The sequence below is a fragment of the Pseudomonas sp. LB3P14 genome (genome assembly GCF_054898045.1).
Genome location: NZ_CM142714.1, coordinates 1,581,992 through 1,608,885 on the forward strand (window position 1 = coordinate 1,581,992; position 26,894 = coordinate 1,608,885).

Annotated in this window: 29 protein-coding genes; 5 read left to right on the forward strand and 24 right to left on the reverse strand. The window is 51.2% G+C overall.

Annotation, left to right across the window (positions count from 1 at the left end; translation table 11 throughout):
• Positions 1 to 452: 452 nt before the first annotated feature.
• The 7 genes from ACYZT5_RS07355 to ACYZT5_RS07385 all read right to left on the reverse strand — a co-directional run bounded on the left by ACYZT5_RS07355 (position 453) and on the right by ACYZT5_RS07385 (position 8,250).
• Positions 453 to 1,544 (reverse strand): hypothetical protein, encoded by a 1,092-nt coding sequence (locus tag ACYZT5_RS07355; RefSeq protein WP_462050489.1) that lies wholly within the window; start codon positions 1,542 to 1,544, stop codon positions 453 to 455.
• 85 nt (positions 1,545 to 1,629) lie between these two features.
• Positions 1,630 to 2,487, reverse strand: coding sequence for an HNH endonuclease (locus ACYZT5_RS07360; RefSeq protein ID WP_462050490.1), 858 nt, complete (start codon positions 2,485 to 2,487; stop codon positions 1,630 to 1,632).
• Positions 2,484 to 4,025, reverse strand: a complete 1,542-nt coding sequence (locus tag ACYZT5_RS07365; protein ID WP_462050491.1) for an AAA family ATPase — start codon at positions 4,023 to 4,025, stop codon at positions 2,484 to 2,486. The genes ACYZT5_RS07360 and ACYZT5_RS07365 overlap by 4 nt, the downstream gene beginning before the upstream one ends.
• Positions 4,026 to 4,479: 454 nt before the next feature.
• The gene (locus ACYZT5_RS07370) at positions 4,480 to 4,917 is read right to left on the reverse strand and encodes a hypothetical protein (RefSeq protein ID WP_462050492.1); all 438 of its coding nucleotides are present in this window, start codon (positions 4,915 to 4,917) and stop codon (positions 4,480 to 4,482) included.
• Between the two features lie 325 nt (positions 4,918 to 5,242).
• Complete coding sequence (locus ACYZT5_RS07375; RefSeq protein WP_462050493.1) at positions 5,243 to 5,695, reverse strand: hypothetical protein; 453 nt, start codon at positions 5,693 to 5,695, stop codon at positions 5,243 to 5,245.
• 7 nt (positions 5,696 to 5,702) lie between these two features.
• Entirely contained in the window at positions 5,703 to 7,229 is a 1,527-nt protein-coding gene (locus ACYZT5_RS07380) for a hypothetical protein (RefSeq protein WP_462050494.1), read from the reverse strand.
• Positions 7,207 to 8,250: a nucleoid-associated protein gene (locus ACYZT5_RS07385; RefSeq protein ID WP_462050495.1), complete on the reverse strand. Its 1,044-nt coding sequence runs from the start codon at positions 8,248 to 8,250 to the stop codon at positions 7,207 to 7,209. The genes ACYZT5_RS07380 and ACYZT5_RS07385 overlap by 23 nt, the downstream gene beginning before the upstream one ends.
• A gap of 391 nt (positions 8,251 to 8,641) precedes the next feature.
• Here ACYZT5_RS07385 and ACYZT5_RS07390 point away from each other — a divergent pair, with 391 nt between their 5' ends.
• Together ACYZT5_RS07390 and ACYZT5_RS07395 are read left to right on the forward strand one after the other, a co-directional pair.
• Positions 8,642 to 8,839: a hypothetical protein gene (locus ACYZT5_RS07390; protein ID WP_462050496.1), complete on the forward strand. Its 198-nt coding sequence runs from the start codon at positions 8,642 to 8,644 to the stop codon at positions 8,837 to 8,839.
• 567 nt (positions 8,840 to 9,406) lie between these two features.
• The gene (locus ACYZT5_RS07395; RefSeq protein WP_462050497.1) at positions 9,407 to 9,724 is read left to right on the forward strand and encodes a DUF7693 family protein; all 318 of its coding nucleotides are present in this window, start codon (positions 9,407 to 9,409) and stop codon (positions 9,722 to 9,724) included.
• A 174-nt stretch (positions 9,725 to 9,898) separates the two neighbouring features.
• On the opposite strand, the gene ACYZT5_RS07400 is transcribed toward ACYZT5_RS07395, so the two are convergent.
• From ACYZT5_RS07400 to ACYZT5_RS07410, 3 genes are all read right to left on the reverse strand, one after another.
• Positions 9,899 to 10,216, reverse strand: a complete 318-nt coding sequence (locus ACYZT5_RS07400) for a hypothetical protein (protein WP_462050498.1) — start codon at positions 10,214 to 10,216, stop codon at positions 9,899 to 9,901.
• A gap of 166 nt (positions 10,217 to 10,382) precedes the next feature.
• The gene (locus ACYZT5_RS07405; protein WP_462050499.1) at positions 10,383 to 11,723 is read right to left on the reverse strand and encodes a hypothetical protein; all 1,341 of its coding nucleotides are present in this window, start codon (positions 11,721 to 11,723) and stop codon (positions 10,383 to 10,385) included.
• Between the two features lie 125 nt (positions 11,724 to 11,848).
• Entirely contained in the window at positions 11,849 to 13,012 is a 1,164-nt protein-coding gene (locus tag ACYZT5_RS07410) for a restriction endonuclease (RefSeq protein ID WP_462050500.1), read from the reverse strand.
• 378 nt (positions 13,013 to 13,390) lie between these two features.
• Between ACYZT5_RS07410 and ACYZT5_RS07415 the strand changes: the two genes are divergently transcribed.
• Positions 13,391 to 13,993, forward strand: a complete 603-nt coding sequence (locus ACYZT5_RS07415) for a DUF262 domain-containing protein (RefSeq protein WP_462050501.1) — start codon at positions 13,391 to 13,393, stop codon at positions 13,991 to 13,993.
• 317 nt (positions 13,994 to 14,310) lie between these two features.
• Here ACYZT5_RS07415 and ACYZT5_RS07420 read toward each other — a convergent pair whose 3' ends face one another.
• The gene (locus tag ACYZT5_RS07420) at positions 14,311 to 14,613 is read right to left on the reverse strand and encodes a nucleotidyltransferase family protein (RefSeq protein ID WP_462050502.1); all 303 of its coding nucleotides are present in this window, start codon (positions 14,611 to 14,613) and stop codon (positions 14,311 to 14,313) included.
• 410 nt (positions 14,614 to 15,023) lie between these two features.
• Entirely contained in the window at positions 15,024 to 15,692 is a 669-nt protein-coding gene (locus ACYZT5_RS07425; protein ID WP_462050503.1) for a hypothetical protein, read from the reverse strand.
• A gap of 465 nt (positions 15,693 to 16,157) precedes the next feature.
• Here ACYZT5_RS07425 and ACYZT5_RS07430 point away from each other — a divergent pair, with 465 nt between their 5' ends.
• Positions 16,158 to 17,060, forward strand: a complete 903-nt coding sequence (locus ACYZT5_RS07430; protein WP_462050504.1) for a DUF6685 family protein — start codon at positions 16,158 to 16,160, stop codon at positions 17,058 to 17,060.
• A gap of 53 nt (positions 17,061 to 17,113) precedes the next feature.
• Here ACYZT5_RS07430 and ACYZT5_RS07435 read toward each other — a convergent pair whose 3' ends face one another.
• A complete protein-coding gene (locus tag ACYZT5_RS07435; RefSeq protein WP_462050505.1) occupies positions 17,114 to 17,482 on the reverse strand; it encodes a tetratricopeptide repeat protein in 369 nt (122 codons plus the stop codon).
• A 517-nt stretch (positions 17,483 to 17,999) separates the two neighbouring features.
• On the reverse strand, positions 18,000 to 18,536 hold the full coding sequence (locus ACYZT5_RS07440) for a prolyl-tRNA synthetase associated domain-containing protein (RefSeq protein ID WP_462050506.1): 537 nt from the start codon (positions 18,534 to 18,536) through the stop codon (positions 18,000 to 18,002).
• 230 nt (positions 18,537 to 18,766) lie between these two features.
• Here ACYZT5_RS07440 and ppnP point away from each other — a divergent pair, with 230 nt between their 5' ends.
• Positions 18,767 to 19,048: a pyrimidine/purine nucleoside phosphorylase gene (ppnP, locus tag ACYZT5_RS07445; protein WP_462050508.1), complete on the forward strand. Its 282-nt coding sequence runs from the start codon at positions 18,767 to 18,769 to the stop codon at positions 19,046 to 19,048.
• 373 nt (positions 19,049 to 19,421) lie between these two features.
• On the opposite strand, the gene ACYZT5_RS07450 is transcribed toward ppnP, so the two are convergent.
• The 10 genes from ACYZT5_RS07450 to ACYZT5_RS07495 form a co-directional block, all read right to left on the reverse strand.
• Positions 19,422 to 19,724 carry an AzlD family protein gene (locus ACYZT5_RS07450; protein WP_462050509.1) on the reverse strand — a complete coding sequence of 101 codons (303 nt, stop codon included), beginning with the start codon at positions 19,722 to 19,724 and terminating at the stop codon, positions 19,422 to 19,424.
• Positions 19,721 to 20,467, reverse strand: a complete 747-nt coding sequence (locus ACYZT5_RS07455; protein ID WP_462050511.1) for an AzlC family ABC transporter permease — start codon at positions 20,465 to 20,467, stop codon at positions 19,721 to 19,723. The genes ACYZT5_RS07450 and ACYZT5_RS07455 overlap by 4 nt, the downstream gene beginning before the upstream one ends.
• A gap of 329 nt (positions 20,468 to 20,796) precedes the next feature.
• Positions 20,797 to 21,405, reverse strand: a complete 609-nt coding sequence (locus ACYZT5_RS07460; protein ID WP_462050512.1) for a TetR/AcrR family transcriptional regulator — start codon at positions 21,403 to 21,405, stop codon at positions 20,797 to 20,799.
• A 10-nt stretch (positions 21,406 to 21,415) separates the two neighbouring features.
• Entirely contained in the window at positions 21,416 to 21,808 is a 393-nt protein-coding gene (locus ACYZT5_RS07465) for a biotin/lipoyl-containing protein (RefSeq protein ID WP_462050513.1), read from the reverse strand.
• Positions 21,805 to 23,187, reverse strand: a complete 1,383-nt coding sequence (gene accC, locus ACYZT5_RS07470) for an acetyl-CoA carboxylase biotin carboxylase subunit (RefSeq protein ID WP_462050514.1) — start codon at positions 23,185 to 23,187, stop codon at positions 21,805 to 21,807. The genes ACYZT5_RS07465 and accC overlap by 4 nt, the downstream gene beginning before the upstream one ends.
• 3 nt (positions 23,188 to 23,190) lie before the next feature.
• Positions 23,191 to 23,643: an acetyl-CoA carboxylase biotin carboxyl carrier protein gene (locus ACYZT5_RS07475; protein ID WP_462050515.1), complete on the reverse strand. Its 453-nt coding sequence runs from the start codon at positions 23,641 to 23,643 to the stop codon at positions 23,191 to 23,193.
• Between the two features lie 35 nt (positions 23,644 to 23,678).
• The gene (locus ACYZT5_RS07480; protein ID WP_462050516.1) at positions 23,679 to 24,446 is read right to left on the reverse strand and encodes a LamB/YcsF family protein; all 768 of its coding nucleotides are present in this window, start codon (positions 24,444 to 24,446) and stop codon (positions 23,679 to 23,681) included.
• Between the two features lie 21 nt (positions 24,447 to 24,467).
• Positions 24,468 to 25,418 (reverse strand): 5-oxoprolinase subunit C family protein, encoded by a 951-nt coding sequence (locus ACYZT5_RS07485; protein ID WP_462050517.1) that lies wholly within the window; start codon positions 25,416 to 25,418, stop codon positions 24,468 to 24,470.
• A complete protein-coding gene (gene pxpB / locus ACYZT5_RS07490; RefSeq protein WP_462050518.1) occupies positions 25,415 to 26,083 on the reverse strand; it encodes a 5-oxoprolinase subunit PxpB in 669 nt (222 codons plus the stop codon). Before pxpB ends, ACYZT5_RS07485 begins: the two co-directional genes overlap by 4 nt.
• A gap of 10 nt (positions 26,084 to 26,093) precedes the next feature.
• On the reverse strand, positions 26,094 to 26,870 hold the full coding sequence (locus ACYZT5_RS07495) for an SDR family NAD(P)-dependent oxidoreductase (protein ID WP_462050519.1): 777 nt from the start codon (positions 26,868 to 26,870) through the stop codon (positions 26,094 to 26,096).
• Between the last annotated feature and the right edge of the window lie 24 nt (positions 26,871 to 26,894).

Below are 26,894 nucleotides of genomic sequence, written 5' to 3' on the forward strand. Positions count from 1 at the left end.
AAAAGCCAGAACATCCGGAAAAATCATCCGCAATATCCCGGATCTGTTCAAGAGTCCGTGGCTGCCCCCCCCTGCGCGAAACCACCTGTCCTGTACCTTGCATCGGTAGCTGCGCTTTCATTTCTGCCACGAAGTTTGCGATCGTTCGGCACGAGTCAAATTGAGGAAATGCCCTTTCCCCTACCAGGCTCTCGCCTGTCGATTGATCGAGCAGTTCGACTGAAAGCTCGCGCCGCCAGTCGATGATGCATTTGCAAAGGGGCAGGCCCAGTCTCTCCAAGGAGTTCTGAAACGATTAACTGATCAGGGTTGCACGCCCCCATAGAGCGACAGCTGCGAGACCGCATAAACAGTGTCCCTACACAAATCGACCTTGTCTACATGCTCACTAAGGCGAAACCAGATCACCTGAATTTTGGATACGTAGAATCAATGTGCATTAGCGTCTCAGATCAATAAAGCGTGTAAAATCTATTGCCACACAGCAGGTAGATCTTTTCAAATTTTCCTTTGCCACTTACCAGACTCTGTTGAACTTGAAGGATGATTTCTTGCATCAGCGACTCGTCCCCTTGATACGTGTAATCTTGAGGAACAACCACCAGAAGAGATCTTTGATCCGGGTACTGCTTTTTATGCTTACGATTGATTGCAGATACTATTTTCTCACCTAGAGAATCACTCATCTTTTTGAAGTCAGCCCGAGTTTTCACGGGCAAAAAACCACTACCTACCTGAGAAACTAATGAGAGCAGCTTATGGTCGTCCTCCGGCAAAGCCCAGGTAATCTCCAATATTACTTTGATTAACCCGTCTGCTTGCGATACTTTCAAATCAAAAATATCAGCCTTCAGTCCAAACGATAAAATTTCATCATCAGCCGCTTTGATCTTTTGCACATAGTAGAATATAGGCAAAAGCTCCTCGCGTAGAAACTTATTCTCGGGCCTTCTTGTGGAAAAGAAACCATCCTCTGCAGCGAGATAGCTTAAGTTCTCTTCCGTACTGTTTTGGAAATAATTTCTTATAGTGGCTTTGAACGCTACCACAGACATTGGCCTTTCAAACAAGGACATATCAATAGGTTCTTTCTCATAGCTTTTATTTTTGGGCGCTTCACGTGACTTTAATTCCAGATCCGCACCCTCCACAATTGAGAGGTAGTGCATCATAAAATCAGGATCTGGGTGAAATTCTGGGTGATCCGTCCGCACAATCTGTTTATTGGCTGTATCCGGAAAGGCTCTTAAGATGTCATTGACTTTCCTCTCAAGCTCAGAGGCTACTCGCTTTTTGACTACCGAATCCCTCTCAATAAAACTAAACCACCAGATAAAAAAATTCTCATAAATCAGATACTCATGCTCATGAAAATAAACATCCGTATTTAACTCTTCCTTAAAAAACGTTAATGTCGAATTTATCGCCTCAACCAGTTTCGAGTGAGTGCTCCAGCCTAGCGTGACCTTTGGATTACCTTCCGAAAACAGGACAAAACCATGAAACTGCTCCGCCTCCAATTTATTTAAATCTTCACCGTTCATTATCACCAACTACTCCATTATCTTTATAATCATCCACCTAGAAAATACCAAAGTATGGGCAGCGCTAGAGCTAGTTATAGCACTTCTACCGAAACTCGCCGTTGCAAAACCAAGGGTTATCCGCCAAGGCTTCGTAGAGCACCTTCTTCCAACCATTGATCATATCAACCGAGTTGGCGGCTGATCGGAGGAAGTCTGAAAAAGCCTCGGGGGGCTGCCTGCTGAAATAATTCATATGCATGTCCATTAGGAAGCCTAGTTCTGAGCCCGCCTGGACGCTGTAGCGCTTGGAAATCCCGAAAAGATCGAAATGGTTAGCTGCTCTTGCCTTGTCCTCATCTGTCCAGTGTTCTGGCTGCGTGACGGAATAAATGATCGCGCATGGTACGGTATGGGACACCGAAACACTGATCCACCTTTCCTCGAAAAACTGTCGTTTGTCCAGGTACGGATGAAGCAGTTGCTGATGCGGATGGTCAACCAGGGGGTTACGTTTATCAGTATTGCAATCACGGCAGGCTGGGATAAGGTTTTGGGGCACGATGGCCAGCTTCGGATAGTTGGCTTTTGGCAAGTAATGATCAAGCGTTCGAGGCTGGCCTATCCCTCCACATGTCGGACAGTGGTCACCTGCTGCCACTAGGATAGAGTCGTAAATCGCACGACCAGGCTCTCTCTGCACCATGTAATATTCATACAGGTGAACCAGCTCGCTCTTTCGAATATCATCGGCCACTAACGGGTCTTCCCCCCGACCCACCCTCAAAGAAGGCAGTTGCCAGGTGGATCCGCCAGATGCTCTGTCAATGAACTCAGCAGCGATGGCGCTGATAGCTGGAAGAACACCCCTCATTCTTTCCCGCTGCTGATCATCAATGATTGCTGAGGTGCAGGCCATATAGGCCTCCTCTGGGGTGCAATTGGGGGCTGCGAGCTGCTTCATGCCTGCCCCTTCGAATCACGCTCAGCGATTAGCGCTCTGAGGATTGCCTGAGCCTCAAGCCCTAATTTTCCACCAAATTTTCGAAGAATGACTTCAAAGGTATGCCCTTCGGCCGCTTCAGCTGCAAGCAATGTATGAAAGCCCGACGATGCCACCTCCAATCCAAAAATCTCCCGAGTCAGAATCCCTACGTTCTCGCCGAAGGTCTCTACCTTGGGCCGCAGGGCCGAGGCAACCAAATGAGAACGATGAATCTTCCACACACACGACGCGGGGATTTCTTGGAGCACTACCGGAGAATGCGTGGCCACGATCGCTACACCGTTGCGATCCAAAAGCAATTCACTCAATGCCCGGATCAATGCCGATAGTAGCGGCGGATGTAAATGGCTTTCGGGTTCGTCCATCAGAACAAGAGTTTTTTCTTCGACCCGTTCGACAAGCTTCGTAATTGTCAGCAACACGATTGAATGGCCGGAGCTGAGATTTGAAAATATTTCGTTAGCCGTCGAGACCCACTCTTCGCCGCTCAAGGACAGAAGCCTATCGAATCCCATGCCAGCGAAGTTTTCATCGGACTCTAGAGTTTTGACGGCTTGTCGCCAGCGATTACGTTTGTAGGGTTCACGCAGGCACCCTCTCATGCCATCAATGAAGTCGGATTTTAGGACGTCCCGACGTTTCAACTCATGCCATGCGTCTTCACCTTTAGACTTCAACCCGACATAGAAAAAACAGGTGCCTTTGGCTGGGTCAGGCTGCTCTGGAGGCGGATCAAAGGGGTCAAATGCGCTGAAGGATACGAGCACTACGCTGCTGAAAAAATCCGGGGCAATAATCGCCCGCTGTTGGCCCCAAAACTGAACCTGATAGATGGCATCTCCACCAGCGTGGCCATTGTGAATGGCTTTGGTGATGCCATTGAGGATGGTGGTTTTTCCGATGCCATTTCGCCCTATTAGCGCATGAACATTGGTCAGTGGCGTTGAGTCGACGTTCACGTCGAAACTCAACTCGATGCCAGCAGTAGAGCTGTCAGCCTGCTTCGTGTAGATGAAGGAAAAATTTGTTCGGATAGCACCACCAAGAAGGACGCGCGCAAATTGATTTTTAACGCTGACCAAGCTGACATTGCGCAACAACGAGATTGAGAGCACGGGCTCGTCTATTATCGTTTCCAGGATTTCAGGGTTAGCGACGATGTCATTCATCCCACGGAGGAAGTCGAACCGCAGATTGCCTGAGGATGAACTCGCGATTTTGTGGTAGTACTCCACACTGGTACCGAGTGAGAAGAAGCCCTCTGGGAGGCTTTGGAAAGAATCTGGAAGTTTGGAACGTGTGGTTGTTGCAGTGTCCTGCCCTTTGAATCCAATCTTGACATTCTCAAGGTCGTGAGCCGCACCAAATTCGTCGTATACGATGACATAGAACATTGTGACAAAGCTGTGATCGTTCCATCGGTCATATTTCAGGTAAGCAGTACTGGGCTTGCCGCTCGGGAATTTTTCATCCCTTCCTATGATGTGAAATTCCATTCTTCCCTGTTCCTGATAGAACGCTATGTTCAGCGGCCATCTTCGCTAGATGGCGCTAATGGTGGCATTTCAACTTCGGAACCACAACGCGTGACGCGCAGATCAGGCTTAACACAGCACATATCTTTCTTCACTGGATGCAGCAGCTTGGCTCGCTGACTCTCCATCACGTCGCCGGCACCGCATTATCGTTTCGAAATTTCCAGTTGTTTAACAGAGGTGTGCTCTCGCCGTGATCCAGTAGCACGGTGCTTGCGCTTGTCAGTGCCCTGCTCAACCCGCACCAAGGCTTCTGAACACATGAACCTCAGATCATAGGGGGGCGCGCCGTTACCACCTTTTTGAAAATGGTAGAACACTCAATATCAGCTCTTTGATCTTAATCTCTAGATATCAATCAGCCCCACTTGAAACACAACTGGTCGCCACTCAATGGACGCGGAACCAACCGACCTCACCGCTCACCGCTGTAGCTTGTGTCTACATGTCGCAAATCCCCGGTGCTCGCGAGTGCAATCGAAGCCGGCACCTCGCCTATGTGCTTAATACACAACTTCATAGAGGGCACACGTACCTTCTTGTTCATTTCGTGGCCATAGGTATGAATGAGCCAGTGTTCGACGTCGTCGATGCTTGCCAGAGCAAGATCGCTGAGCTCGCCGACGTAGAGTTTAGCCCCATGCCTCAAGCAGCCCTCAATCCAATGTCGATAGCCCGAGTTGTACCTTCCGCTGGCGTGAAGATCGCCAAGCACGCGCTTGTGTCCACCGAAGAAGCTATTGTGGGCCTTCCCCCAATAAAACGGCTTATCGTCCCATTCGTGCAGATAGATCACGCGGCGTCGATCTTTAGCTTCGTCATACGTAAGGCAGCGGTGCCAAGTGATTTTCATCGAAGACTATTCCCGTAATCATAAATGTTCTGTGTCCATCAAAATCGGCCAGACAGTTTGCGGTCATTAAGCCCCAGCAGTGATGAGGAATTGTTCGCTTGAGGGCTTGGCCAACATCAGTAAAGGATCAGGTAGTTGACAATCCAGGTAGCCGCGAGAACAGAACAGCGTCTGCACCAGTCGCCCCGTGGTGCTGTCAGTACGCTCATGAGGGCTTGCGTCAAAGTGATCAAATCGCTGGCTCACTAATGCAGCAATCACCGATACTCGTCCCTCTCTTCAAGCGCTTCAAAAGGATTTGGGGAATTATGTCATTGGATGTGGCCTATCCGGCAGGCTCAAAAAGTTCTTTTAGAAAGCCGTGAAAGCAGTCATTCAGAATGATGGAGCACTCGGAAAACTTATCCGCAACCTCGCGAATCTGTTGGACAGTCCATGGCTGCCCTGCCCTGTATAGCCTTGCCATGCCGTCAGCCTGGTCAGTTCCGGGCCTTCCATGTAGGAGGTTATTACGATCCACGACTAGATCAGCAAAGCGGGATGCACCATCGAGCAGGCGCGCTTTTCCTTCACCGTCATCAAGTGATTGACTGAGTGCTATGAGACGCTTGGCGATGGCACCTGCAGTCTTGGGATTGAGTTCTGATAGAGCGCCAGGCTGGATTCGCTCACAGATCCAGACCGCATTCCATTCCAGTATGCTGAAGGTGAAAACAGCTTCGCCCAGCACCTGGGAGTACTCTGAATCGATAGGTTGTCGAAAGCGTGCGTCCTTCATGACTACCTCAAGATGTTAGACCGGTTTCTTCCGGACGCGATACATACAGCTCAATCGTAGAGGACGGATACGTCCGGAAAGCCCAGTCGCCTCGGAAATATTCGATTGAAGGCGGAGTCGGTCGGCGCCGCTCTTGGGGTGTTCCGGGCTCAAGGAAATTACCCGTTGGGTGCTCGCTCGGATGGTCAGCCTTTGGCGTAACCGGTGAGGAAGGTGTCGCAAGGAAAGCAAACACAACCACGCAGACTACCCAAGCAGCCAGAACTCCGACACCCGAGATGGCAGTCCGCTTGAATACTGTTTCAGAACGCCCAACAGGTATCGTCACCATCGCTTCGTAATCGCCTGCCGATAGAAATCTATACAGCTTGGTCTGCCACTGTTTACGTAGACCGCGCTGCACCAGAATAAAGTGCCAACCTGACCACGCAATGGTCACCACATACAGCCACACAATGATCATTACAGCCAAAATAAGCCAAGGATTGAGCGCAACGCTGATGCGTGCGACGGCGAGGCCAATGCCCACACCCGCCGCTGTTGTAATGGCAGTAACTGTCTGGCGGGTCGCGTCCGTCGCCTTTGACGTCTCATCGGTAACTGCCTTTCGTAGATCACCCAAGGACTTCAAGGTGTCTTTGGTAATCTCGGAAATCGACATCTGGTACGCGATTTTGGCGCACTCTAACGCAGCATTGAGATTGTCTCGGAAGTACGCAATTACCTCACCATCGGCACGCCCAGAGCGGGCGATTTCGGTTGAGAGAAGCACGTGCTTCATCTCCGCCTCGCGAGCGTTCTCATAGACCCAGGACGCCGCCTCTTGAGCAAGCTGGAAATCCTTTAGATTGAAAGAGTCGCCCGGCGATCGCTCCTGAAACTCAAGGCTCAGCTTAGGTGGGCCTTTGAAAATTAAACGTTGGTCACCAGCGCTGACTTCGTTGGCAATGCAGCGAGTCAGCGAAGCGTGGGCATGTTCGGCCCAGAGTCGATGGAAAGGGTCGAGCTCGTCGAGATTGGAGCCCTGTAGCAATAGCAACCGAATGTCCTCCGGTACGCTGCGAACATCGGCCGCCTCCTTAACTAACATTCGGGGCGATTTTGTCGCAGGTACTGGTGTGAGCGTTAGTGGCTCATCCCAGTTACCAAAAGCGCGAGCCTGACAGCTGAACGCTGCGCTGAGCCCTAGGATTCGCCAAATCCCTGCCTTGTTTCCTCTGCGCAGGAAGTCCGAAAACCCGACTTCAGTCATGATGTACAGTGCGTCAGCCAGATCCTCGGGTGACCTCGGCGGCTTCTTCACTTTCAACCGGAACGTGCCGAAGTTATCGACAATGTCGGCCTCATCGCATTGAGAGTACTCATGGTCATAGGTCGAGTAAGTTAGACCAGCGTCCTTGGCAAGCCAGAGCAAGCGCAACGTCAGACCAGCCGCAAGCTCCGACGCGATTAAGTCAGTATCGCTTTCGGTAACCGATGCATTGCCCGCTCGCGTCTCTTGGTTGAGTAGACTAGCTAGGTCTGTCAGCGACAAGACTGTTCTCCGTGATTTTCTTGGTCTCTACGACAATGCGCTGCCCCCCGCCCGCTACTGGCTCGATCGTTACGTTAGGGTCACTCTCGATGTCTGGGAAGATGATTGTCACCCCTTCCACCGTTCTCAGCTTCCTGATGGCAGGCTGCCTTAACACCGCACGGTCTGGCTTGAACTCGACGTGATGAAGCTTGCTCTCTCGTACGCGCCTGCGTGTTTCGCGTTCAAAGCGTTGAACGACCTTGTCTTCAGTTGGATCACCAGCCGAAGAGAGTACCGCCTCCACGATGGCGTCCTCATCAACCTTCAATCGCTTGCCTAGAATTCCCTTGGCAGTTCGGAATGCTTTGGCCACATCTTCATCGGGGAGAAGATCTCTGCAGGCATGCAATGCCCGACGCAGCAGTGTACTAGCGGTTCGGCTCAGCTCTTCGTCAGAAATAGTCCTGGTGACGCCCAGAAACGCCTCGAAATAATCAGCCAGGTCAGGGGCCTGTTTCTTGCGATCCCGCGCCGAAACACTGGTCTGCGCAACGCCATTGACCACGCGCACCAGCGCTGTTTTCTGAACAGCTTTTTTGTCATCAATTAGCGCCGTTACGATACGACGTAAAGCAGCCTCTGGCTTGGCCCCGTCCTGCTCTAAAGCCATTTTGTAGTCATACTTGATAAGGCTGAAAATGACGGTATCTGGAGTTCCGACATCTAGTTCGAACATACAGAGCACGCCGTCGGCGCTGCCTCCTACATGGAGAGTGTTGAATCCCCTGGACAGGCTTTGCGCCCCTCGCTCGAACGTGGTTGAGCGATCGACGATCGACTCCAGCTCAATCTTTGTCGTGGAATTGGTCTTGAAGCTGAATACAGCATCAGCAGCGCTTTCTACGATCTTGGTCTTGAAGAAATCGGTGTGCTCCGGCTTCCGTTCGGGCATGGCTTCAAATGTTTTTGCGCCGACGACGTGCAAGCTCATCCTGCGAATCGTAAGGGCGTCCTCTTCCTGCTGAGTGAAAAAACCCATCGGTCTTCCTGCTTGCGTCCATGCACCAAACGGTGCACACGTGGTTTGATCTCAACGCCATGACTGCAGCTTGAGAAAGCACACCGGTCAATGACCGGGCATGTATTGTTAGTGGAAGGCAGAATGCCCCCTACTTAAGATAGTGGCAAGTAGACATACTAATGCCTGCGATTTATCGGTGAACCGAGCGCGGGTTAGTCACGCGAAACCTGGCGGTGTTCTGCTTTGCCCCGGCCGACGCCGCACGTCACTAGCCGCCAGTGTTACCTTGCGTGCTATGTCGATGCTGGGGGGGCGTTTGCAGGGCTGGCGGTTCGAGCCCCAATGGCGCAAATCGATGCGCCCTAAGCTACACAACGTGAAGGCAAGTTAGAGAGGAAGGAGTAACGCTATGGCATGGTTTACTGATGATCGTTCGGAGCGGGAGAAAAACAGAGATAAAGCCTTTATCAAGGCGGTCAACAACCTGAAGACCCTCAACGTGACTTCGGGTGGTGGCATGTCCATTGACCCTATGGAAATTCAGGACAAGGTCATAGTGGCGCGATTAGAGCTTCGGCATTTCGTCACACATGAAAGGGAAAAATAATTTCTATGCACGGTGAAGTAGGTTTTTGTGATTGGCACCCATGGTCGAACCGTAGCGACCTGCCGGATAAACACCTCCCTGGCGTTTATTTCATAGCTCGAAGCAAGCAAGTGCCTGACAACCATCGAGTAAACAATGACTTCATCATCTACATCGGTGAGACGACTGGCCAGACTCTCGCTGAGCGGCTTCGGCAGTTCAATACTTCGGCATTCAGTGAGCGACCTGGCCACTCCGGTGGTAACACTTTTCGGATGACGTTGCTGGAAACGACACCGCTTGAGCAGCTTTGGGTTTCCGCGTGCCCAGTAGACATGGGTACCCCCTACACTGCGGCTTACATTAAGCATCTCGAACGCAAATTGCTTTGGGAGTATGTGTGTACCTGGGGGCGCTACCCAGAATGCAATCGTTCTTGATCAACGAGCATCGTTCGCGAAACCCTGCACCCGCTGTGCACTTGTCCACCATGCGTCGTTGGCATCGCTCCAAGTGACCAAGCATATCTTCAAGGCCTGGGGCATCACGCCTCGCAGAGTTTAAGATCCATAGCCCTGAGAGGAACGCATGTCGGATAAAGAAATGCTAACAGCTCGAGAGGTCTGCCAAATCCTACGCGATGCCTCCCTGGCTTCACGTGCAATGCGCCGAGTCACCTCAGCCAGCTGGAACGAAATTTACTGCGGACTGATGACGGTCGACGTGGATGGATGGGTTATCACGCTGTTCAATGATTGCGGCGCGCTCGACTACTGCGATAGCTGTTACTGCCCTGACGGTCGAACGTACGAATTCAGCTCTACCGGCACGCATGCAGCGGATCCGGTGGAGCTTCTTCGCCCAGACGAACATCTTCGACTGGAAGAAATTCTTCAAAGTATCTAGCTCATACTCCATAGGTTGATCTTTGGCGCAAGCGCATCCATTTGAACCCCCGAAGCCATGAGGCAAGCCCAGCCCGACTAGGCTGCCTACAACCTAGACCAACCTTGCGGTAACCTACCGGTTTCCCACGCGCGCTTGCCTGCCTCGCGCTGAGGCTAAGGCCTGAGGCTGATTTTAAATAACACCTATCCAACGGTGCTGCCCCAAGCAATTGGCGGCGATCGACAAATGAAACCATAGCCATAGTGCCTGCTCCTTCGTGAAACGCATCCTGAACCAGCCAAAGCTCATTTCGAGGCTGTCCCCGGTTTCAGTTGCCAAGATCATGTCGTAGACGGCATCTTCTCCATTGCACGGTTCAATCATTGGCTCGGGATCAGAAAACTCACCAACTGCCATGCATAAATAATTTGGTGTGCTGAGCCGAGCCGTAGGCTCGAAGGAGCGGTGGCAGGACAGAATTGCATCTTGCCCAGCGACCTTATGGTGCATTGCGCAGGGGCCGCCAAATTCATACTCAATTTTCAGAAAAAAAAAAGCCCCAATGAAGGGACTTTTCGACTTGCAATACAGTCATTCTCTCGCAGCGTAAGGTGGCTCGATGGACACCTGCACACTCTGCTTGCAGCAGCTCACATCGCCGCGTTTGAGCTCACTCCTACACACAACCCTCGGCAAAAACCTCTGCTTTGTCTTGCCCTTCAAGAAGCTCGCCGTACGCTTGATCAATATCGTAGTCCTTGAGCAGATTGTCTTGAGCGCCCTGAAAACTATAAACACTAAGGTCACCCAAGACCGCTGACGGCAAGGAAAGTGAGCTTAAAGGATAGTGAAGGTTATTTGGATAAATAGAATTAAAGTTTTTTAGAGACGCATCTGCCATGGCTTTGAGCGACGAGGACTTACTATTCCTCAATGACTTTACCGCACCAGAAACTTCTTCAACCGCTGCCCTCCGAAGCTTTTCACTGCTCAAACCAACGGATTTCAATGCAGCGTTAAGTGACAACCGAAACTTAGTCAAAGAATTCAAGCCGCCTTGGCCAAGCAGCACAACTAACAGGAAAAACATTGCGCCATGATTGCGCTGCTCGAGACTTTGCTTAAGCCGCACAACCTCGAGAGAATCATATGGGATTTTAATCTTATCTGCAAATGCCGATACACTTTTGCCAGCCGTTACAAAAGCAACATCGGGCATATTGAGAATAATACGTACCAGCAAACCAACAGCCCGCGAGGTTACACCCAAATCGGAGCTTCCCACTACATTTGCTAACAAATGAAAACAAACCGAATACTCGGTTATTTCCTTGTTATAAATATAATCCATTAACTCATCATTCATCAACCTCTCTTCGACCAATCTTTCTGCAGCGGGTAATTTACGAAGCAACTCAATCCGGATCTCGATTTCCTTCGACATTGCAGACGCCTCTAGCAGAGACACCATCGATATTGGGGATCTAGCTAGCGAAGCTCCATCGGAGTTCCAAAATCGGACAAATATAACTGGTCGATCACCTATACTTCCATCTTTGTTGAAAAGCAGTCCGTTGGTAACATTGCTTCGCCAAGGTTTCGTTGAGGGCGTTGCCTTATCTACTGTCGTATAATACTTTGGAAGTCTTATCAGCCTCATATAATCGAATGTTCGCTTGAGTTTTACGAATCCCCCCTCGTGACTTGTTGATGCACTATAGACCTCGTCCAACTTTAAGAGATGATTTATGCCCCAAACGGTAGCCGTGGCATCAATAAAATGGGTGAACTCGTGAGCAGCTAGAGGTAGCACTTTCCTCTTGCGCTCATAATCTGCCATATCTAATTCTATCGTTTTGTTTTCGGGAAAATCCGCAGCATCAATCCCCAGCACATGGTTCGGCATTAAGGAGTCTAAACTTACGGTAAGTGTCCAGAAATCGAAAGAACCAAGAGTATCTACCTTCGAAAAGCAATTCCACGGAGCACTTCTTTTTCTCAAATTCTCAAGCGACATTGAACTTCCCTAATATATTATGCCTTAGTAGCAATTATTACTGGTGACTTACGGGGGCATATCTCTTATTAAGCAGTTAGCTTCAGCACCTCAGAGTCGATCCTTAGACCATATTCAAGTTGTGCTTATGCAATTTCTTCCTCAGCCTGGAAGACCTCTATGAGTTTCTGGTTGTAGTCATCCAGATAGCTCTGAAGCCCATCCCGGTCGATCAGCCGAACGCCTGCTGTGGTGGCCAGTTCTTTTGCGGATTTTGTGTAGTAGGAATTCGTGACTACCATTGCCTCGTCGCACCCGTAAAAGGCTTTTGCGGAAATGGCTTGCTGAACAGCGGCATTTCCCACCGACCCGGCGTAGTTCTTGGCTTGGATGACCATGTTTTTGCCGAAGCGGCTGACGAAAAGATCGGCACCTTGGTCAGCGGTCTTTTTGGTTTCTTTAACGTCGTATCCAATCGTCTGGAATATCTCTACCAGGAAGGCTTCGAATTGAAACCCGTCCATGGCATCCACCAGATACATGGTGATGAACTGGTTCGGGTTGAAATGCTCGAGCTGCGAGCCCAGTCGCTCGACGAGAATGTCGAAATAAATCTCCTCACAAAGGCTCAAGCCATTTCGAAAAGCCAGTAGCGGAAGGAGTGGTACTCCAGATGTAGAGGCAGCCTGGGGATTGAATTGGACATTGGGAAAGGGAACGTCATTTTCCCATAGGTAGTAGTAGAACAAAGCCAAGTCAGACCTGAAAGTTGTGCCGGCCTCTTCAATCCACGAACGCAAGGTATCGGCGAGCTCGGTTCGAATGTGGCGGGTCAGCTCTCTCGAGAAGCCCAGATAGGCAGAGTTGAAGGCGGTGGTCTGCAGCAGCTTGTCCAAGAGAGATGGAAGCCCTTCAAGCTCGTCAAAGCCTCTACGAATCAAGACCTCCCTGAACAGCTCCCTCTCGCTGTACACGCCATCCAGTCGAGGGCCAGGCACACCTGCGTCATCACTCCCCGCGCTTTCACGGGTGGTGTGAATGAAGTTGGTGAAGTAAGGCTGCTTTAGCTCCGCGTATTTTCTCAATACATTGTTCAGGAGGTCGTTGAGCTGAGCTTGCTCCTTTTTTTTGCCGAGAAAGTCCTTAATCAGGCCTTTGGATCTGTACTGGAAGTCTGGATAGAACGAAGGATCCAGCGGGGTGAGGTGTCGTAAAGTGAGTTCTGATGATGGCGAAATCTGAGAGCCCATGCACCATGGACACGCTGTCTCGAAGGTAGTCCTGTTGCATCCATTGCATTGGTAAATCATCGTGCCTATCCCTTCCTGCAAGCTTCACGCGACCTCGCGCTCATTCATGCTTGCGACAATAGCGCTTTGCCATTAGGACGTCCACGCGCTAGCTCCCTGCTATTCAAACCTCCTTGGGCACAAAAAATCGTTTCCTCGGGCTAAAGGTTTTTTGAAACGAACCGTTTCTGATACTTATGACACAGTGAAAAACCAGCTTTGAACCCATAAGCAGCATTTGCCAGAAACCTACAAGGCGCTTTGTAGTTGCGGACAAGATCGCCATTTTCGCGGAACGTGATATACGAACAATCGCGAAGGTTAATGAGTGGCGGCGACACCACATCCACTCCAATACTCCAACCAATCTGTAGTGCTTACCCTCCCATAAGGAAATCGATGTCCATCAAATTTCAGCGATACGCCGATGACGAAATCTCAGATTCCACGATCCAGATGCCTCAGCGGGTATTGGCCACGTCGACTCATCAATACCCGATTGATGTGCTTGCCGGTCGTTTGGAGAAGTACCAAGCAGATCCAACCGCTGCGCATGATCGATATCCTTGGGCTGCACGATTTGTAATGGGCATCCCTGTATCGTCGTGGCAGCGGTCACTGGTGTGGAATGCGGGCCAGAAATCGCGATTCATTGCAGCGGTGTGGTCAGGCGCAGATCTGGGGAGTTACCTCACGAATGAATGGTGCGGTTCCGCAGATGTGGGCAGCGCTCTAGCGCTGAACAGTGACATTCTCCTTGATGGCCAGCAGCGGCTGCACAGTCTTGAAGAGTATTTTCTTGATCGACTGGCTGTCCCAGATGTTCAAGGGCAGCCGAGGGGGTGGTCTGAGCTTGCTAATGGCGAGCGTAAGCGGTTCCTGTCGACGATCTTCGCCCAATCCCATGTATCTTCTGACGACGAGCTGGCGTTGCGCAAAACGTATGATCTTTGCGCCATGGGCGTAATGCCTCGCACACACGATCAGCGCGCTGTTCGGTAGCTTTCAGACGCTCAGTTTTTGGGGCATACCCCTTTTGGGATGGCTCTCGTAAACCAAGCCCTAGCACAAGCGCCGGTCTTGGCTTTATGAGCTTCCATCCGCACGCCTACGGCCGTCGGCCTGCGCGCTGAGCTCGCTTTCTGAGGAGCCCTGTAACGTAACTTTTTGGCTGTAACATAAGCAGTGTTACAAAGCACAAAATTACGTTACAGACCATTGATTGCATGGTTGCTGAACCTGGATGTATCACCACGCGTGAGGATGAGTAGACGCCTAATGTGAGCCTCTGATCGACGATGGTTAGCCCTTCGTCCCCACTACAGTTTAATCATCTCAAGCTCAATCGACGCCCTGTACGTTTCTGGCATGTTGTTTTCGACGTTAAAATCAACAACCACTCGGAGCATCTGCTCGAGTTCGTCTTGCATATCGGCGATGTCAAAGAGAGAAATCTTCCCGGCCATCTCGACTGGAATGGTCGCCAGCACGTCGAGATCACTTCCCTCTTCATCCTCTGCGCGTGCGGTAGATCCAAAAATGCCAGGTGCGACCGATCCGTAGGACTCAATAGTCTTTCTGATCTCATCCGTCTTACCTTTAATGGCTTCAGAAGGCCTCATTTGAGGTGGAATTTCGGCTAGTGAAATCTTGGCAACGTCTCCGATGCGAACTCTCTACTACGCTGATTCTCGGCGCCATCAACGCTTAGTTCGCCTGAGTGCATGTACGTTCTTGGTCGAGCCAATCCAACAATGCTCAAGTCACATACAAGGACGACAACATGACTGACAGACGACCGCTAAACCCTAATGTAACCGTTCCGAAGCCAGGTGGCGGCGTGCAGCCGCGCTCGCGCAACCAGGACGGTTCCGTTCGCGATAAGCGTGATGACGCTGGAAAGCCTAGAAAAAAATAATCGACCGATGCTGCGCAGCAAGTCACTCGCATTTCCGGAGTGACTTGCTCGGTCATACCACGTGGTACCTAGATGCTGTTAGAGCTGGGCCCCCAAGGTTAAAGCCTGGTTGAATTATCTAGCGTTGCGTTTTGCCTTTCGATAAATCTTGTAGCTTTTGAGGTGATTGAGGAGAGCTCTCTCTTCGGGAGTTTGATCAGTCACATCGGCGCCCGACCTAGCTTGCCAATCGATCATTTTGTCCCAAACCCTCCATGACCTGTTCTCCAGTGAATAAGCAGAGCCGCTGAGATCGTGACAGAGCTGGAGCGCTTGCTGAGCTGATAGCAGGTACTGATCTTTGCCCTTACCAAACAGAATTCCACCGTCATGCAGCGTGCGGACACACAGCACGTTTGCAGGATAATCTGGGTCTTCACCAATGCCTTCGAACGACCAGCACATTCCGAAGTAACGGAACGTCGCACCAGGATGATAGAGCGTGTCGTCCGAAAATCGGAGAGCCTCTCTGCTTCCGTTGTGAGAAGCCACATTCAAATGACTGGCACCATCCCAAGGCATGCTCATCATTCCAAGGTCAGTGCGCAGTACGGACATCAAAAGGCCCTGCGCGATAGCGTCGGCCTGTCGAGCACTTAAGTGATGTTGCAAATCTCCCAGTGCCATAGCGACAGTGCGTCCGTCCTCCGTAGTAACAGACACAGGGTTGACGGCCTTGTGGGCAAAGTCTGCGCTTTGCGGGACATCAGGTGATCGAGATTTTTTGCTTGAAACTGGTTTCATCGCCAACACTCCGCGTGGTTTCTATACCTAACGGTTTTTTTTCGGCAAAACTTTAGCGAGTGAAGCAAATTATTCTCGAAACTTCAGCGAAACGGTTGGCCATATCCGCCGGCATCAGCGAGCAACTCGCTGACGAACTCAATCGACGAATTCAGCTCATGCTGTATCTCATCAAAAACTGCAGCTCGCCCAGGGTGATTACCTGATGCTCGAAGCTCAGCCATTAGCAGCACGAGCTCACGCCCTTGAGCTATCGGAATCTGAACATTGCAGTACACAGTGTCCTTGTCATCACGACTCCTAAATCCTCCAAACCATGAATCCATACCAATCACGTAAACGACCACCAAATGCAGCCTTGGGTGAGGTGTAGAGTTTTGGTCGTTTCTTACAATTGAATCGATCGCGTCGGGATGATGGCAGGTGCATTCTGGTAATGCAGTCCCACCACATAGGAAAACCCACATGCTCAAAGCGGCAGCAAAAATTGTTGTAGATGTGCTTAGAGAAGAGTTTGGACATCCCTCCACCTTGGTGAACCTCATTGCGAGGGAGCCTGGCCTCAACATGCCTTTGGTTGAATACGAGAAAGGTATTTCCAGCAGTGAGGTGGTGAAGTGGAACGAGTTTGGCAATCTATCCTATGAGCGTAGCCGCCCTAGCAAACACAGCCTCAACGGATGGGGATACTGCCCAGGGGCCAATCGAAGCTATGGCAGCGTGTCAGTATGGCGTGAAGACTTGCTCAATCTCGGCACGACTCGGGAGGTTGAGGGATGGAATTGCGACATTCAGGACGTAGATGGCTTCTCGGCTTCCAAGTCAGACCTTCGCATGTTCAAAAGCATGGACGCGATGGTGGAGAAAAACTCAAAAAAGATGATTGATGAAATCACTCCAGAGAAACTGGCTAAGAACTTGGCCTGGGATGAGATCCGTATCATCAGCCGCGAGGATCATGATTACTTTCAAACCTGGTCGTGGGATGGTCGCGTATTCTTGATGAATAGCGGTGGCTCCCACCACTTCGCTGCCGCCAAATACATCGCCAAACGTCTCAACATCAAAGTACCGCTGAAAGGTAGGTACCGAGTGCACGGAATCAATCAGGTAGCACTAGAGAGTCTCACACGTGATTTCGACATTTTCGTGATGTCATCTCACCACCGACATCAAATGGGTTTACACAAAGCCATGATGAGCTTCAAGGCAACCTACTATTGGAAGGATCTGCCACGCCCGTACAGCGATCAATGCGCGGTTTTCTTACCGAAAACTGACAAGAGGTCGGCCAAAGTCGCCGAGATTTTACGCGCGTCCGCTTTCCAAGACCTCGGGCGCTATTTAAAAGATCTAAGCACACGTTGATTGGAAAATCGCATAGGACTTCCGGCTACTTTAGGGGAGTCCTGTACGCGATTTCACTCTCTTCCCACGACCCTTTTCTTCAGCGCATCCAGCCTTCGCTTTACCCCTATTTTTGGGTTCAAAACGATGGCCTCCTCATAAATCTGGATAGCTTCACCCAACTCATTCAGCATCTCATGCGCGATCCCTTGCACCTTCAGAGCATTTGGCGTCCATGCAGGGTTGGCATCGGCTCCAAGCGACCTAGCTCGAATCACAGCGTCAAGAGCTTCCCGAGCACGGGATTGGGAAATGTCGGGCTCGTTCAGTATCTTTTCAGCTGCTCGAATGATCCGACTGTAATCGGATGAGTTAAGGTTAGCCTTGTCCAAATTCTCGGCATCGACAAAGTTACCGCCCCTGGAATACCGGAATTTACCCACTTGTTGGCACCAATGCCGAATTGACCCAGTTGCCGAGATGTCACTGACCCAGTCTGTTCCTCTCGAACTATTGCCTATGCGGGATTTGTGCAGATTTAGAGGTGGGTCAGTCTTGCTTCAGCACGTGGGTCAATTCGGCGTCGGCGTCAACAGCCAGAGGTCTACTACAACTTCGGCCATGGCCATGTAGGTTTGACCCTGGCAGCCATCACCGGACAGCTGATCGCGGAACAGGCCAGCGGGCTGCCGCCGGCAGTTGCAGTTGAGGCATTTTCGCCACAGCGATTCAGGTAACTCGCCTCCACAAATGTGAGGAAGGCCGCTTGCGTAGAAGCCCAGACTAGAGCTGGGCTTTTTGTTACCAGTTGGCCAATAGCGGTATGTGGATTGTGCAAGTCCCGCAGAGCCTCGGGCACGATAGGCTCCTGAGCGATCCGTGCCTTTGGCCAGAAGCAGCTTGGAGGCCTACACCTGCGCTGAGCAGCGCCTACTCGGCGTTCCAGTGCCGCAATTGCAGCTACAAGGTGATGACTTGGGGGCAATGCTTGATAAAGCACATGAATTTTTCAAAAATATCAGTGGTTTTGACCTTCATGTATCCCGTGGTTGTACCGTCGCTGCAGCCGAACCAGTCATCAGCTAGGACTTCGCTATCAAAAACCAATTGAATAGCGTCCTCAGGATCAAGCAGCTTTGAGAAAACTGTCGCGGCCCCGACCTTCACCCCGAGCATTTGCTCCATGAGCTCCCGGGGGGCGAAAGAGACTCGAGCAGAGCCGATCGCCTTACTGAATTGCTTGGAATTAAACGGTTTGTCGCCGACAGTGATTAATAGATAAAACTTAGTCTTCTGGCTGTTGCAGAGAAATAGGGTCTTAACCATCTTCATCTTGAGCTTGCGATTGATGCAAGCACAATCTTCCATTGTGATGACTGCGTCTGTAGCCACACGCTCGAAAAAGATACCAAGCGCTATTAAGGTTTTATATACCGTTCTTTGCAGATATGTGTCATAGGTCTGAGGGGCTACGGTACAACTCTCGCTGACAAACATCTTAGCTCCAGAATCAATGGTGTTCGATGATTGTGCAATGCTTGGCGCAGTCCGTGCTTCGCGAGCAGGCTACCAGTCAGAACACTGCTAACTATGCAAAAAACCGCTCTTAACGCATAAAATAGTACAAGTCAGAGGGGTAAATAGCGCGTTACTATTTAGTACGTCTACGCAGCGGCTTACAGCGTAAACGACCGTAGCAATAAAACACAATTGTTTTTTGGAGTCCCATGTTCAAAACAAACGAATACTTTGGTGGCGCAGTTAAATCGATAGCATTTAATAGCCGCTCTTGCACTGCAACTATTGGTGTAATGGCCTGCGGTGAGTACACGTTCAGTGCTTCCCGTAACGAAATTATGCATGTGATCACCGGTGCGATGGAAGTAAAATTGTCCGACGCAACAGAATGGGAGACTTTCCGTGCAGGGCAGAAGTTTAATGTTCCAGCCAATACGGATTTTAAAGTAACCACAACACAAGATACGGCATATCTTTGCGAATACTTATAATGGTATAAGTCCACCTCGTTCCACCTCATGGACATCCCCCAGCTGACACCATCGCCTAAGGGTGGTGTCTATCAAGGTTGTAGAAAGCATCACTTTAAACAAACAGCCTTGTCACGAGACCACAGTATTTGTCCGTAGCGCTTCCAAATATAGCCGATTGCGCCAGCTTGGAACTTCAATGAAACTGGTGGGTGCCGCATAATCACGACGCCAAATTTACTCTCCCCAATTATGAATCGGTGGTCGTTGGTATCCAATAACGCTCGATTGAGGCTGGTCGAAAATTCGAAGCGCAATGGGGATGGTGGATACGAAAAAATCACTAATGAGACGGAGTGACCAAACTGCAAGCTGTTCTCCTCCCATCGCTAGTTCAGCCATTGAACAAATACTTCAAGACCGCCAGCGAAGCCACGCCCGATGCGACCGTCAACAGCATCGGCAGCTTCCAAGACGCCAATAGGGTGACCCCCAATGCAAAAAGTTCTTCGGGATGTGGCGATACGAAGTGAGGAGCAATCGCGGAAATGAGTACACACCCCGGTGCGACATCCATGACGGCTTTGGCACGTGGGCTCAACTTGCGGTTTCGTAACAGCAGAAACCCAAGAACCCGCGTTGCGTAGGTCGCGAGGGCCATGCCGAGGATCGTAAGCAATGACGCTGCACTGATCATTCGGTCACCGCCCACAAGTAAGCGGCAATCATCCCTGCCAGTGTGCCGGCAAGAACGAACCAAGCTCCGGGCACAAGAAGATAGACCGCTGCCGCAACAGTTAGACTTACCAGCCAAGGTCGGGCAAAACGAACGCCCTTCCACATCCCTCTGAGCAACACGATGAATACCGCGGGGAATGCCATAGCAAATCCGTATTTTTCAATGTCGCCGAGCACCGGCCCGATCATCGCCCCCAGAACCGCAAACCCGACCCAGACGGGGTAAAAGGGAAAGCACGCTCCCCAGTAGTAAGGCCAACTAAACGCAGGCTGGTGTTTGTTTAAAGAGCGTCTCATCGTATCGGCGTAGCTGACTGCCCATCCCTCATCTGCCATGAAAAAAAGCGCCGGAACGATTTTCCGTTTCGGCAGGTGTTGCAGATAGGGCGCCAGTGCCGCGCCCATTACAATGTGCCGACTGTTTATCAGGAAGGTAATCAGCACAATCATCAGTACGGGCGGCGGTGATGCCCACAACTGAATTGCGGCGAACTCGGATCCTCCCGCAAAGTTTAAACCCGTCATGCTGGTGACTTCTGCAACCGAGAGCCCCACCTGTGAGGCTTGTGCGCCCAAGACCATGGCGTAGGGTGCAACAGCAAAAAGAATCGGAAATGAGTCTCTGGCACCTCTGAGGATTTCGCTTCTGACACTCTCTTCTATCTTCATGATGTTCCTTTCTGTCTTATTCATGCGCAGCATACGATGGCCTTATCAGCCCAAATCGCCGGACAATGCGACACTTACTCAGTCTGCTGGTCACGAAGTCTCGAACGACTTCGCCTCGCTGCTGCTGGTTGTCCTGCTTGCCGAGAACAGTCCTCCCAAAAGCGCAAATGCGACGCCTGCCCCTAACGCAATGTATGGCCCGCGATCTGCGATGCAAACAAAAGCTGTCGAGCTCAGCAGCTGCTTTTTGAACATGCAGGAAATCCAAAGATCGCTAATTTAAGGCTAGACATCAGCTTCAAAGCGGACGCTCGTGTGCTACGAGCGCCGCCACTTAACGGGACAATGCGGCAGTGACGCCATTAATGTTTAGTGGTTTGCACTCCCAACAAGCGCCAAGCCATATGAGTCATCAACTGAATGATGAACGCATCAGACATAGGTTTTTCATCGTTAAGCAACCCCAGGGTACCATTGAGTAAGGCCAAAAGACTCGCCGCGACAATATCCACATCTAGCACCCTAAACGCTTTTGACTCGGCTCCATGACTGACGATTTTACGAAGCTCATCGAAGTAGTCGGTATCACTGACGAGGATTTTTTCACGCCGCGCCTGATCCAAATGTCGGATCTCGATCATAAGCAATTGATCTTTTCGACCGAATTTTAGCTGGTGCTGTACGTGAAACGCGACAAAAGCCCTCATTGCTGAGACGACATCGACTCGCTTAGGTTTGATGCTTAACCATCCGGCTAAGCGACGTCTAAGTAAGGCTTCAATGACCTGTTCCAGCACATCCGCTTTACTGTGGAAATGGTGGTATATGCTTCCCGGCTGCATCCCCAACTTCCGGGCCAGACATCTCATCGACATCGCCGAGTAACCGGACTCAACGATTAACTCGAAGGCAGACTCTGCAATCGATCCTGGGAAATGCACGATGGGCCCGGAGGCCGAAGTCTGAGACATACCCTACCCTCTACTGAATCTCAAAGATCGGATCCGCGTAACCCACTAAGTCACCCTCAGCAACCAATACCTTTGACAACGTCCCAGCCTGCGGGCTTACGACCCCTTCTAAAAGATCACCCACCTGCAAGAATCCCAGGATTTGCCCCTTTTCGATCGAGGATCCTAGAGGAATAAATTCATTCCGTTGCTGCGGATGGGTGAGCTTGATAAAACCCATTCCGGGAGAGCGAACGATGGCTGCCGAATGCTGTTCCGGTACCAGGGACACAACCTTCCCGGCAGGAGCTTTACTCCTATTGAAAACCAGAGACAGGTGACAATCGTCTTCATGGTACTCAAACGATTTGAGTGGCATCTTGCTCACTAAGGCGGTGAGCTTCTCAATATCATCGGCGTTCATTTCGCATTACTCCGCACGTTCTGTTCCACCTCAGTTAAGTAACGCTCCAGGTGGTGGATATCGAATCCACCCTTAACAAAACCAGGCTCAGTCATCAGGACTTTATGCAAGTCAATGCTTGACTTGATACCCACCAGTTCTGCTTCGTGCAGAGCGCCGCGCATGCGCAAAACTGCCTCCTCTCTGGAAGAACCATGTGCCAAGAACTTCGCGATGAGAGAGTCGTAGTAGGGCGGAACCTGATATCCGGAATACAGATGACTATCGATACGGATGCCCGGCCCTCCAGGTGCAGCCCAGTGTTCGACCTTCCCTGGAGAAGGTGCAAACGTGTAAGGGTCTTCAGCGTTTATTCGGCACTCAATAGCGTGGCCTCTGATCCGGATCTGTTCCTGAGTGAAAGACAGCGGCAAGCCGAGTGCAATTCTTAGCTGCTCACGGACGACGTCAACACCCGTCACCAGCTCCGTTACTGGATGCTCCACCTGCACCCGAGTATTCATTTCGATGAAAAAAAACTCACCGTTTTCATACAAAAATTCGAACGTCCCTGCACCACGGTACCCATTCATTTGGCAGGCTTTGACACAGCGCTTGCCCAATACACGGATGGCCTCACGGTCAATTCCTGGGGCGGGTGATTCCTCAATAATCTTTTGATTCCGGCGCTGCATGGAGCAGTCTCGCTCACCTAACCAGACGGCATTTCCAAAATTATCTGCCAGCACCTGGATCTCGATATGCCGAGGGTGCTCCAAGAACTTCTCCAGATAGACCTCAGGATTGCCGAATGCGCGACCGGCTTCCTCCTTAGTGACAGCGACCGCTTCTTCTAATTGAGCTAGCGATCTGACAACTCGCATACCACGACCACCGCCGCCGCCAGATGCTTTAACAATCAACGGGTATCCGCAAGCAGAGGCAAGAGCGTGGATTTCTTTGCTGTCTGACGGTAGTGCACCAGGCGATCCTGGTACGCAAGGGACGCCGGCTTTTAGCATCGCCTGCTTCGCTGAAACTTTGTCGCCCATCAGACGAATTGATGCCGACGTCGGGCCCACAAAGACCAATCCGGCCTGCTCGACCTCTTCAGCAAAACGAGCATTTTCGGACAGAAAACCGTAACCCGGATGTATAGCCCCAGCACCAGTGAGCTGTGCAGCCTTAAGTATCCTTCTACTATCCAAATAGCTTTCACTGGCGGCAGCTGGCCCAATACAAATGGACTGATCAGACAGTTGTACATGCCGCAAAGTACGGTCGGCCTCAGAGTGAACGGCTATGGTACGCAAGCCCAGATCCCGGGCTGCTCGCATAATTCGGAGTGCAATTTCGCCGCGATTGGCGATAAGGACGCTGTCAAACAATAGCTTTGTCATTACTTAATCCTCATCTTTCAGCATGAACAGGGGGGCGCCGGCATCAACCATTTCGCCATCCTGATGAAGGATGGCGGAGATGCGCCCTCCTCTTTCCGCCTCAATGGGATTTAGCATCTTCATGGCTTCTATAATCGCGAGCGTCTGCCCTTCTTTGACCTCGTCCCCTACTTGGACGAACGCAGGCTTATCAGGTGCGGGAGATCGGTAGAAAATGCCACCCAAGCTTGATGTAACGGGATGGCCGGAGGTATGACTTGCAGAAGAGACCAATTTCGTGGGAGACGTTGGCAATGCGACATTTGTGTAAACGGGGGTTTCAATTGGCGATGAAGATTCATGCCCCCCTACTAGCAGGCTGATCCGAACTCTGCTGGAGCCCTCGGAATATTCCAACTCTGCGACGCCGGAACGCTCGGCAAGCTTAATCAAACGTTCGATGAATTCTAGCTTCATCTTGAATACCTATGGCTAATTGTAATTTTCATTGCTTAGGTGAAATTCGAAACCTCGATGCCTTCACTTTCGAGCAGCCTGCGAATCGATTTAGCGATTTCTACAGCAGCTGGCGTGTCGCTGTGCACGCATACAGAGTCGACAGTACATTTGAAAATCTTGCCGGATATGGTTTCAACTCCCTGACCTCGGATCATCCGAACGACGCGCTCAGCAGCCAGTTGGGGATCATGGATAATTGCTCCAGGCTCTTTCCTTGAAAGGAGATGCCCTTCTTCGGTGTACGCCCTGTCGGCAAAGATTTCCGCACGGGTAGTAAGCCCCATGTCTTGAGCGATCCTGGCGTGATCGCCTACCGCCATAACCAAGCAAATCAAGGCTGGATCAACAGCTTTCACAGCGCGACAAATGGCTGCTGCGACGGCTGGATCCTGCGCGGAGAGATTGCTAAGCGCGCCATGGGCTTTGACATGAGTGATAGGGTGTCCCGCATACGCCGAAAGAGCTTGGGCTGCACCAATTTGATAGGCGACCAACCGCTCGATCTGGCCTGGAGTAAACGCCATCACACGTCGGCCGAAACCCCACAAGTCAGGAAATCCGGGATGAGCACCAACAGCGACATTCTTCTCTTTGGCCATGACGAAAGTCTGAGCCATGATTTCCGGATCACCTGCGTGAAACCCACAAGCGATGTTCGCGGATGTCACCACGTTCAGGATGGCGGCGTCGTCGCCCATGGTGTAGGCGCCAAAGCCTTCACCCATATCGGTGTTCAAGTCGACTTTGAAGGATGTGGACATATCAAATTCCTCGGAATGGTTTCAGGAAGCGCGCAGCCGCGAACTCAACTCGCTTTTCAAGCGATTGAGGTGCTCTTCAATTTCCATCAGGGCAGAAACAGCTTCACTATGGTCTACACGGACGAATCGGAACGACGAGCCCACCCGTGCTTGAGCTAATCGCCCAATGTCAGCATCGATAACGTTGGCGATCTTCGGATAACCGCCACATGTGTTCGCATCTGCCATTTGGATAATGGGCTGACCTGCTGGAGGAACTTGTACCGTTCCTGGTAGGATTCCATGCGATAGCATTTCCATTTTTTGGCGAGGCGCTATCGTTGGCCCACTCAAACGTATCCCCATACGGTTGCACTCTGGGGTAATCGTCCAATCGCTCGCGAAGAACAGTTCGGTCACTGAGTCATCGAACTCATGGAACTCTGCGGAAGGGATAACTCTGATCCGCGTGGTGTCTTCGCACAGTGAGCTTGGGCCGCACACGCCGCCGGAAAAGCTGAGGCTGTCGGACGCGCCGATCGGCAGAACATCTCCCCGCTTCAACCCTCGCCCCTCAAAACCACCAAGACCACTTTTCAAGTCTGTGGAGCGAGACCCCATCACTAGCGGGACGTCGATACCGCCTGCGAAGCAGACGTAAATCCGAGCACCGTGGACAGGAGTTTCGATAGCGAGAATGTCCCCTTCTTTGCCCTGACACACCCACTGTGGAGGCACAGACAAACCAGCTAGCGTTGCACGGCAGTCGGCGCCTACCAAAGTAAATTGGCAGTCTGCTAGAAGTCTGAGACGGAACGGAAACATCGTGACTTCAATACCAGCGCAGTCCCGAGAATTCCCGAGAAGGATATTACCCAACGCCAGGGCTACACTATCCATAGCCCCCGATTGCGCAACGCCAATGTTCAAAAAACCATGACGGCCAGCATCTTGAATGGAATTCAAAGCACCGGTAGAAAGCACTTCGATCACGATTCGATTCCTTCAATTACAAAGCGGATACGGTCGCCTGGCTTCAGAAGCGCTGACGGCGAACTGAGCTCATCAAACAACTTCATCGAGGTATGGCCGATAACATGCCAACCCGATGGGGCTGTACAAGGCGTGATGCCTGCGTGAGTACCACCAATGGTGACTGAACCGCCGTCAAGGCTCAGGCGAGGGCTTGAACGTCGAGGCATAGCCAATCGAGGATCCAGCCCAGTTAAGTAGGGAAATCCTGGCATCGCACCCACACATGCAACCTGGTATACGGAGCTACTGTGAATCCTCACGAACTCCTCTACCTCAAGCCCGGCGAATTGCGCAATTTGAGCCAAGTCTTCACCCTTGGCTCCGCCGTATTGGACGGGAATTTCGAATTCCCGTCCTTGAACCTCATCAGCGGGTGTTAACGACCAGATAGACATCAGCTTATCGCCCAGCACTGCTGGAGAAACACGAGTCGGATCAAACACAACGAGCAAACTATTTACGCCTGGTACCACTTCGGCGACGTGGTCAAGCTTGGCCGCTGCAGCAGCCATGCCCAAGATACGGTTTTGTACTTGGGCACTGAACTGCACCTGCGCAGCATTTAGAAAAAGGCCACGGGTACCTGCAACGCTCAACGCCGGTTGGATATTGAGGTTAGGCATGACTGACATCTCACTCAGTGACAGGAACTGTGTAGTTGAGAATCAGGCGGCCACCATCCGGATAGATTGTCTGACCCACGATGTAGGACGCATCATCACTCGCCAAAAAGGAAGCAACGCTGGCCACTTCGGATGCTTCGCCTAGTCGACCGATAGGCGTACGAGACATCACGGTGCGCTTCTGTTCAGGGCTTGCCATCACAGAGTTCATCACCAGTTCCGTAGCGATTGTGCCTGGGCCTAGTGCGTTAACACGTATGCCGTGTTTAATCAGACCTACGGCCATCACTGCGGTTAGTTGTTTGATACCGGCTTTAGACACCGCATAGGCTACCGCTGTCGGGTTAGCCAGAATCGCGTTGATGGACGACATGTTGATGATCGAACCTTGAATGCCTTTTTCGATCATTACGCGTGCCGCTGCTTGTCCAATCAGAAATTGAGACTTCACATTGATTCGTTGGCTGCGATCGAACTGATCCTCCGGAAAGTCCACAAACTCAGCTGTGTGAATGATCCCAGCGTTATTCACAACGATGTCGAGCGAACCAAAGTGATCAACAGCCTTGGCGACAATGGCAGCAGCCATGGCACTGTTGATTTCATTCAAATCGGCTGCATACCAAGTGGCATTTTCACCGAGCCGCTCCGCTTGGGCCCTCACTTTTTCAGCCTGGACGTCTACCAGCACGACTTTCGCACCATCAGCCAGAAAGCGCTCCGCGCATGCCAAACCCAGCCCTTGGGCAGCACCGGTCACGAGGGCAACTTTGTTTTGATGTTTCATAAAGGCGTATCCTTAATTATGGGT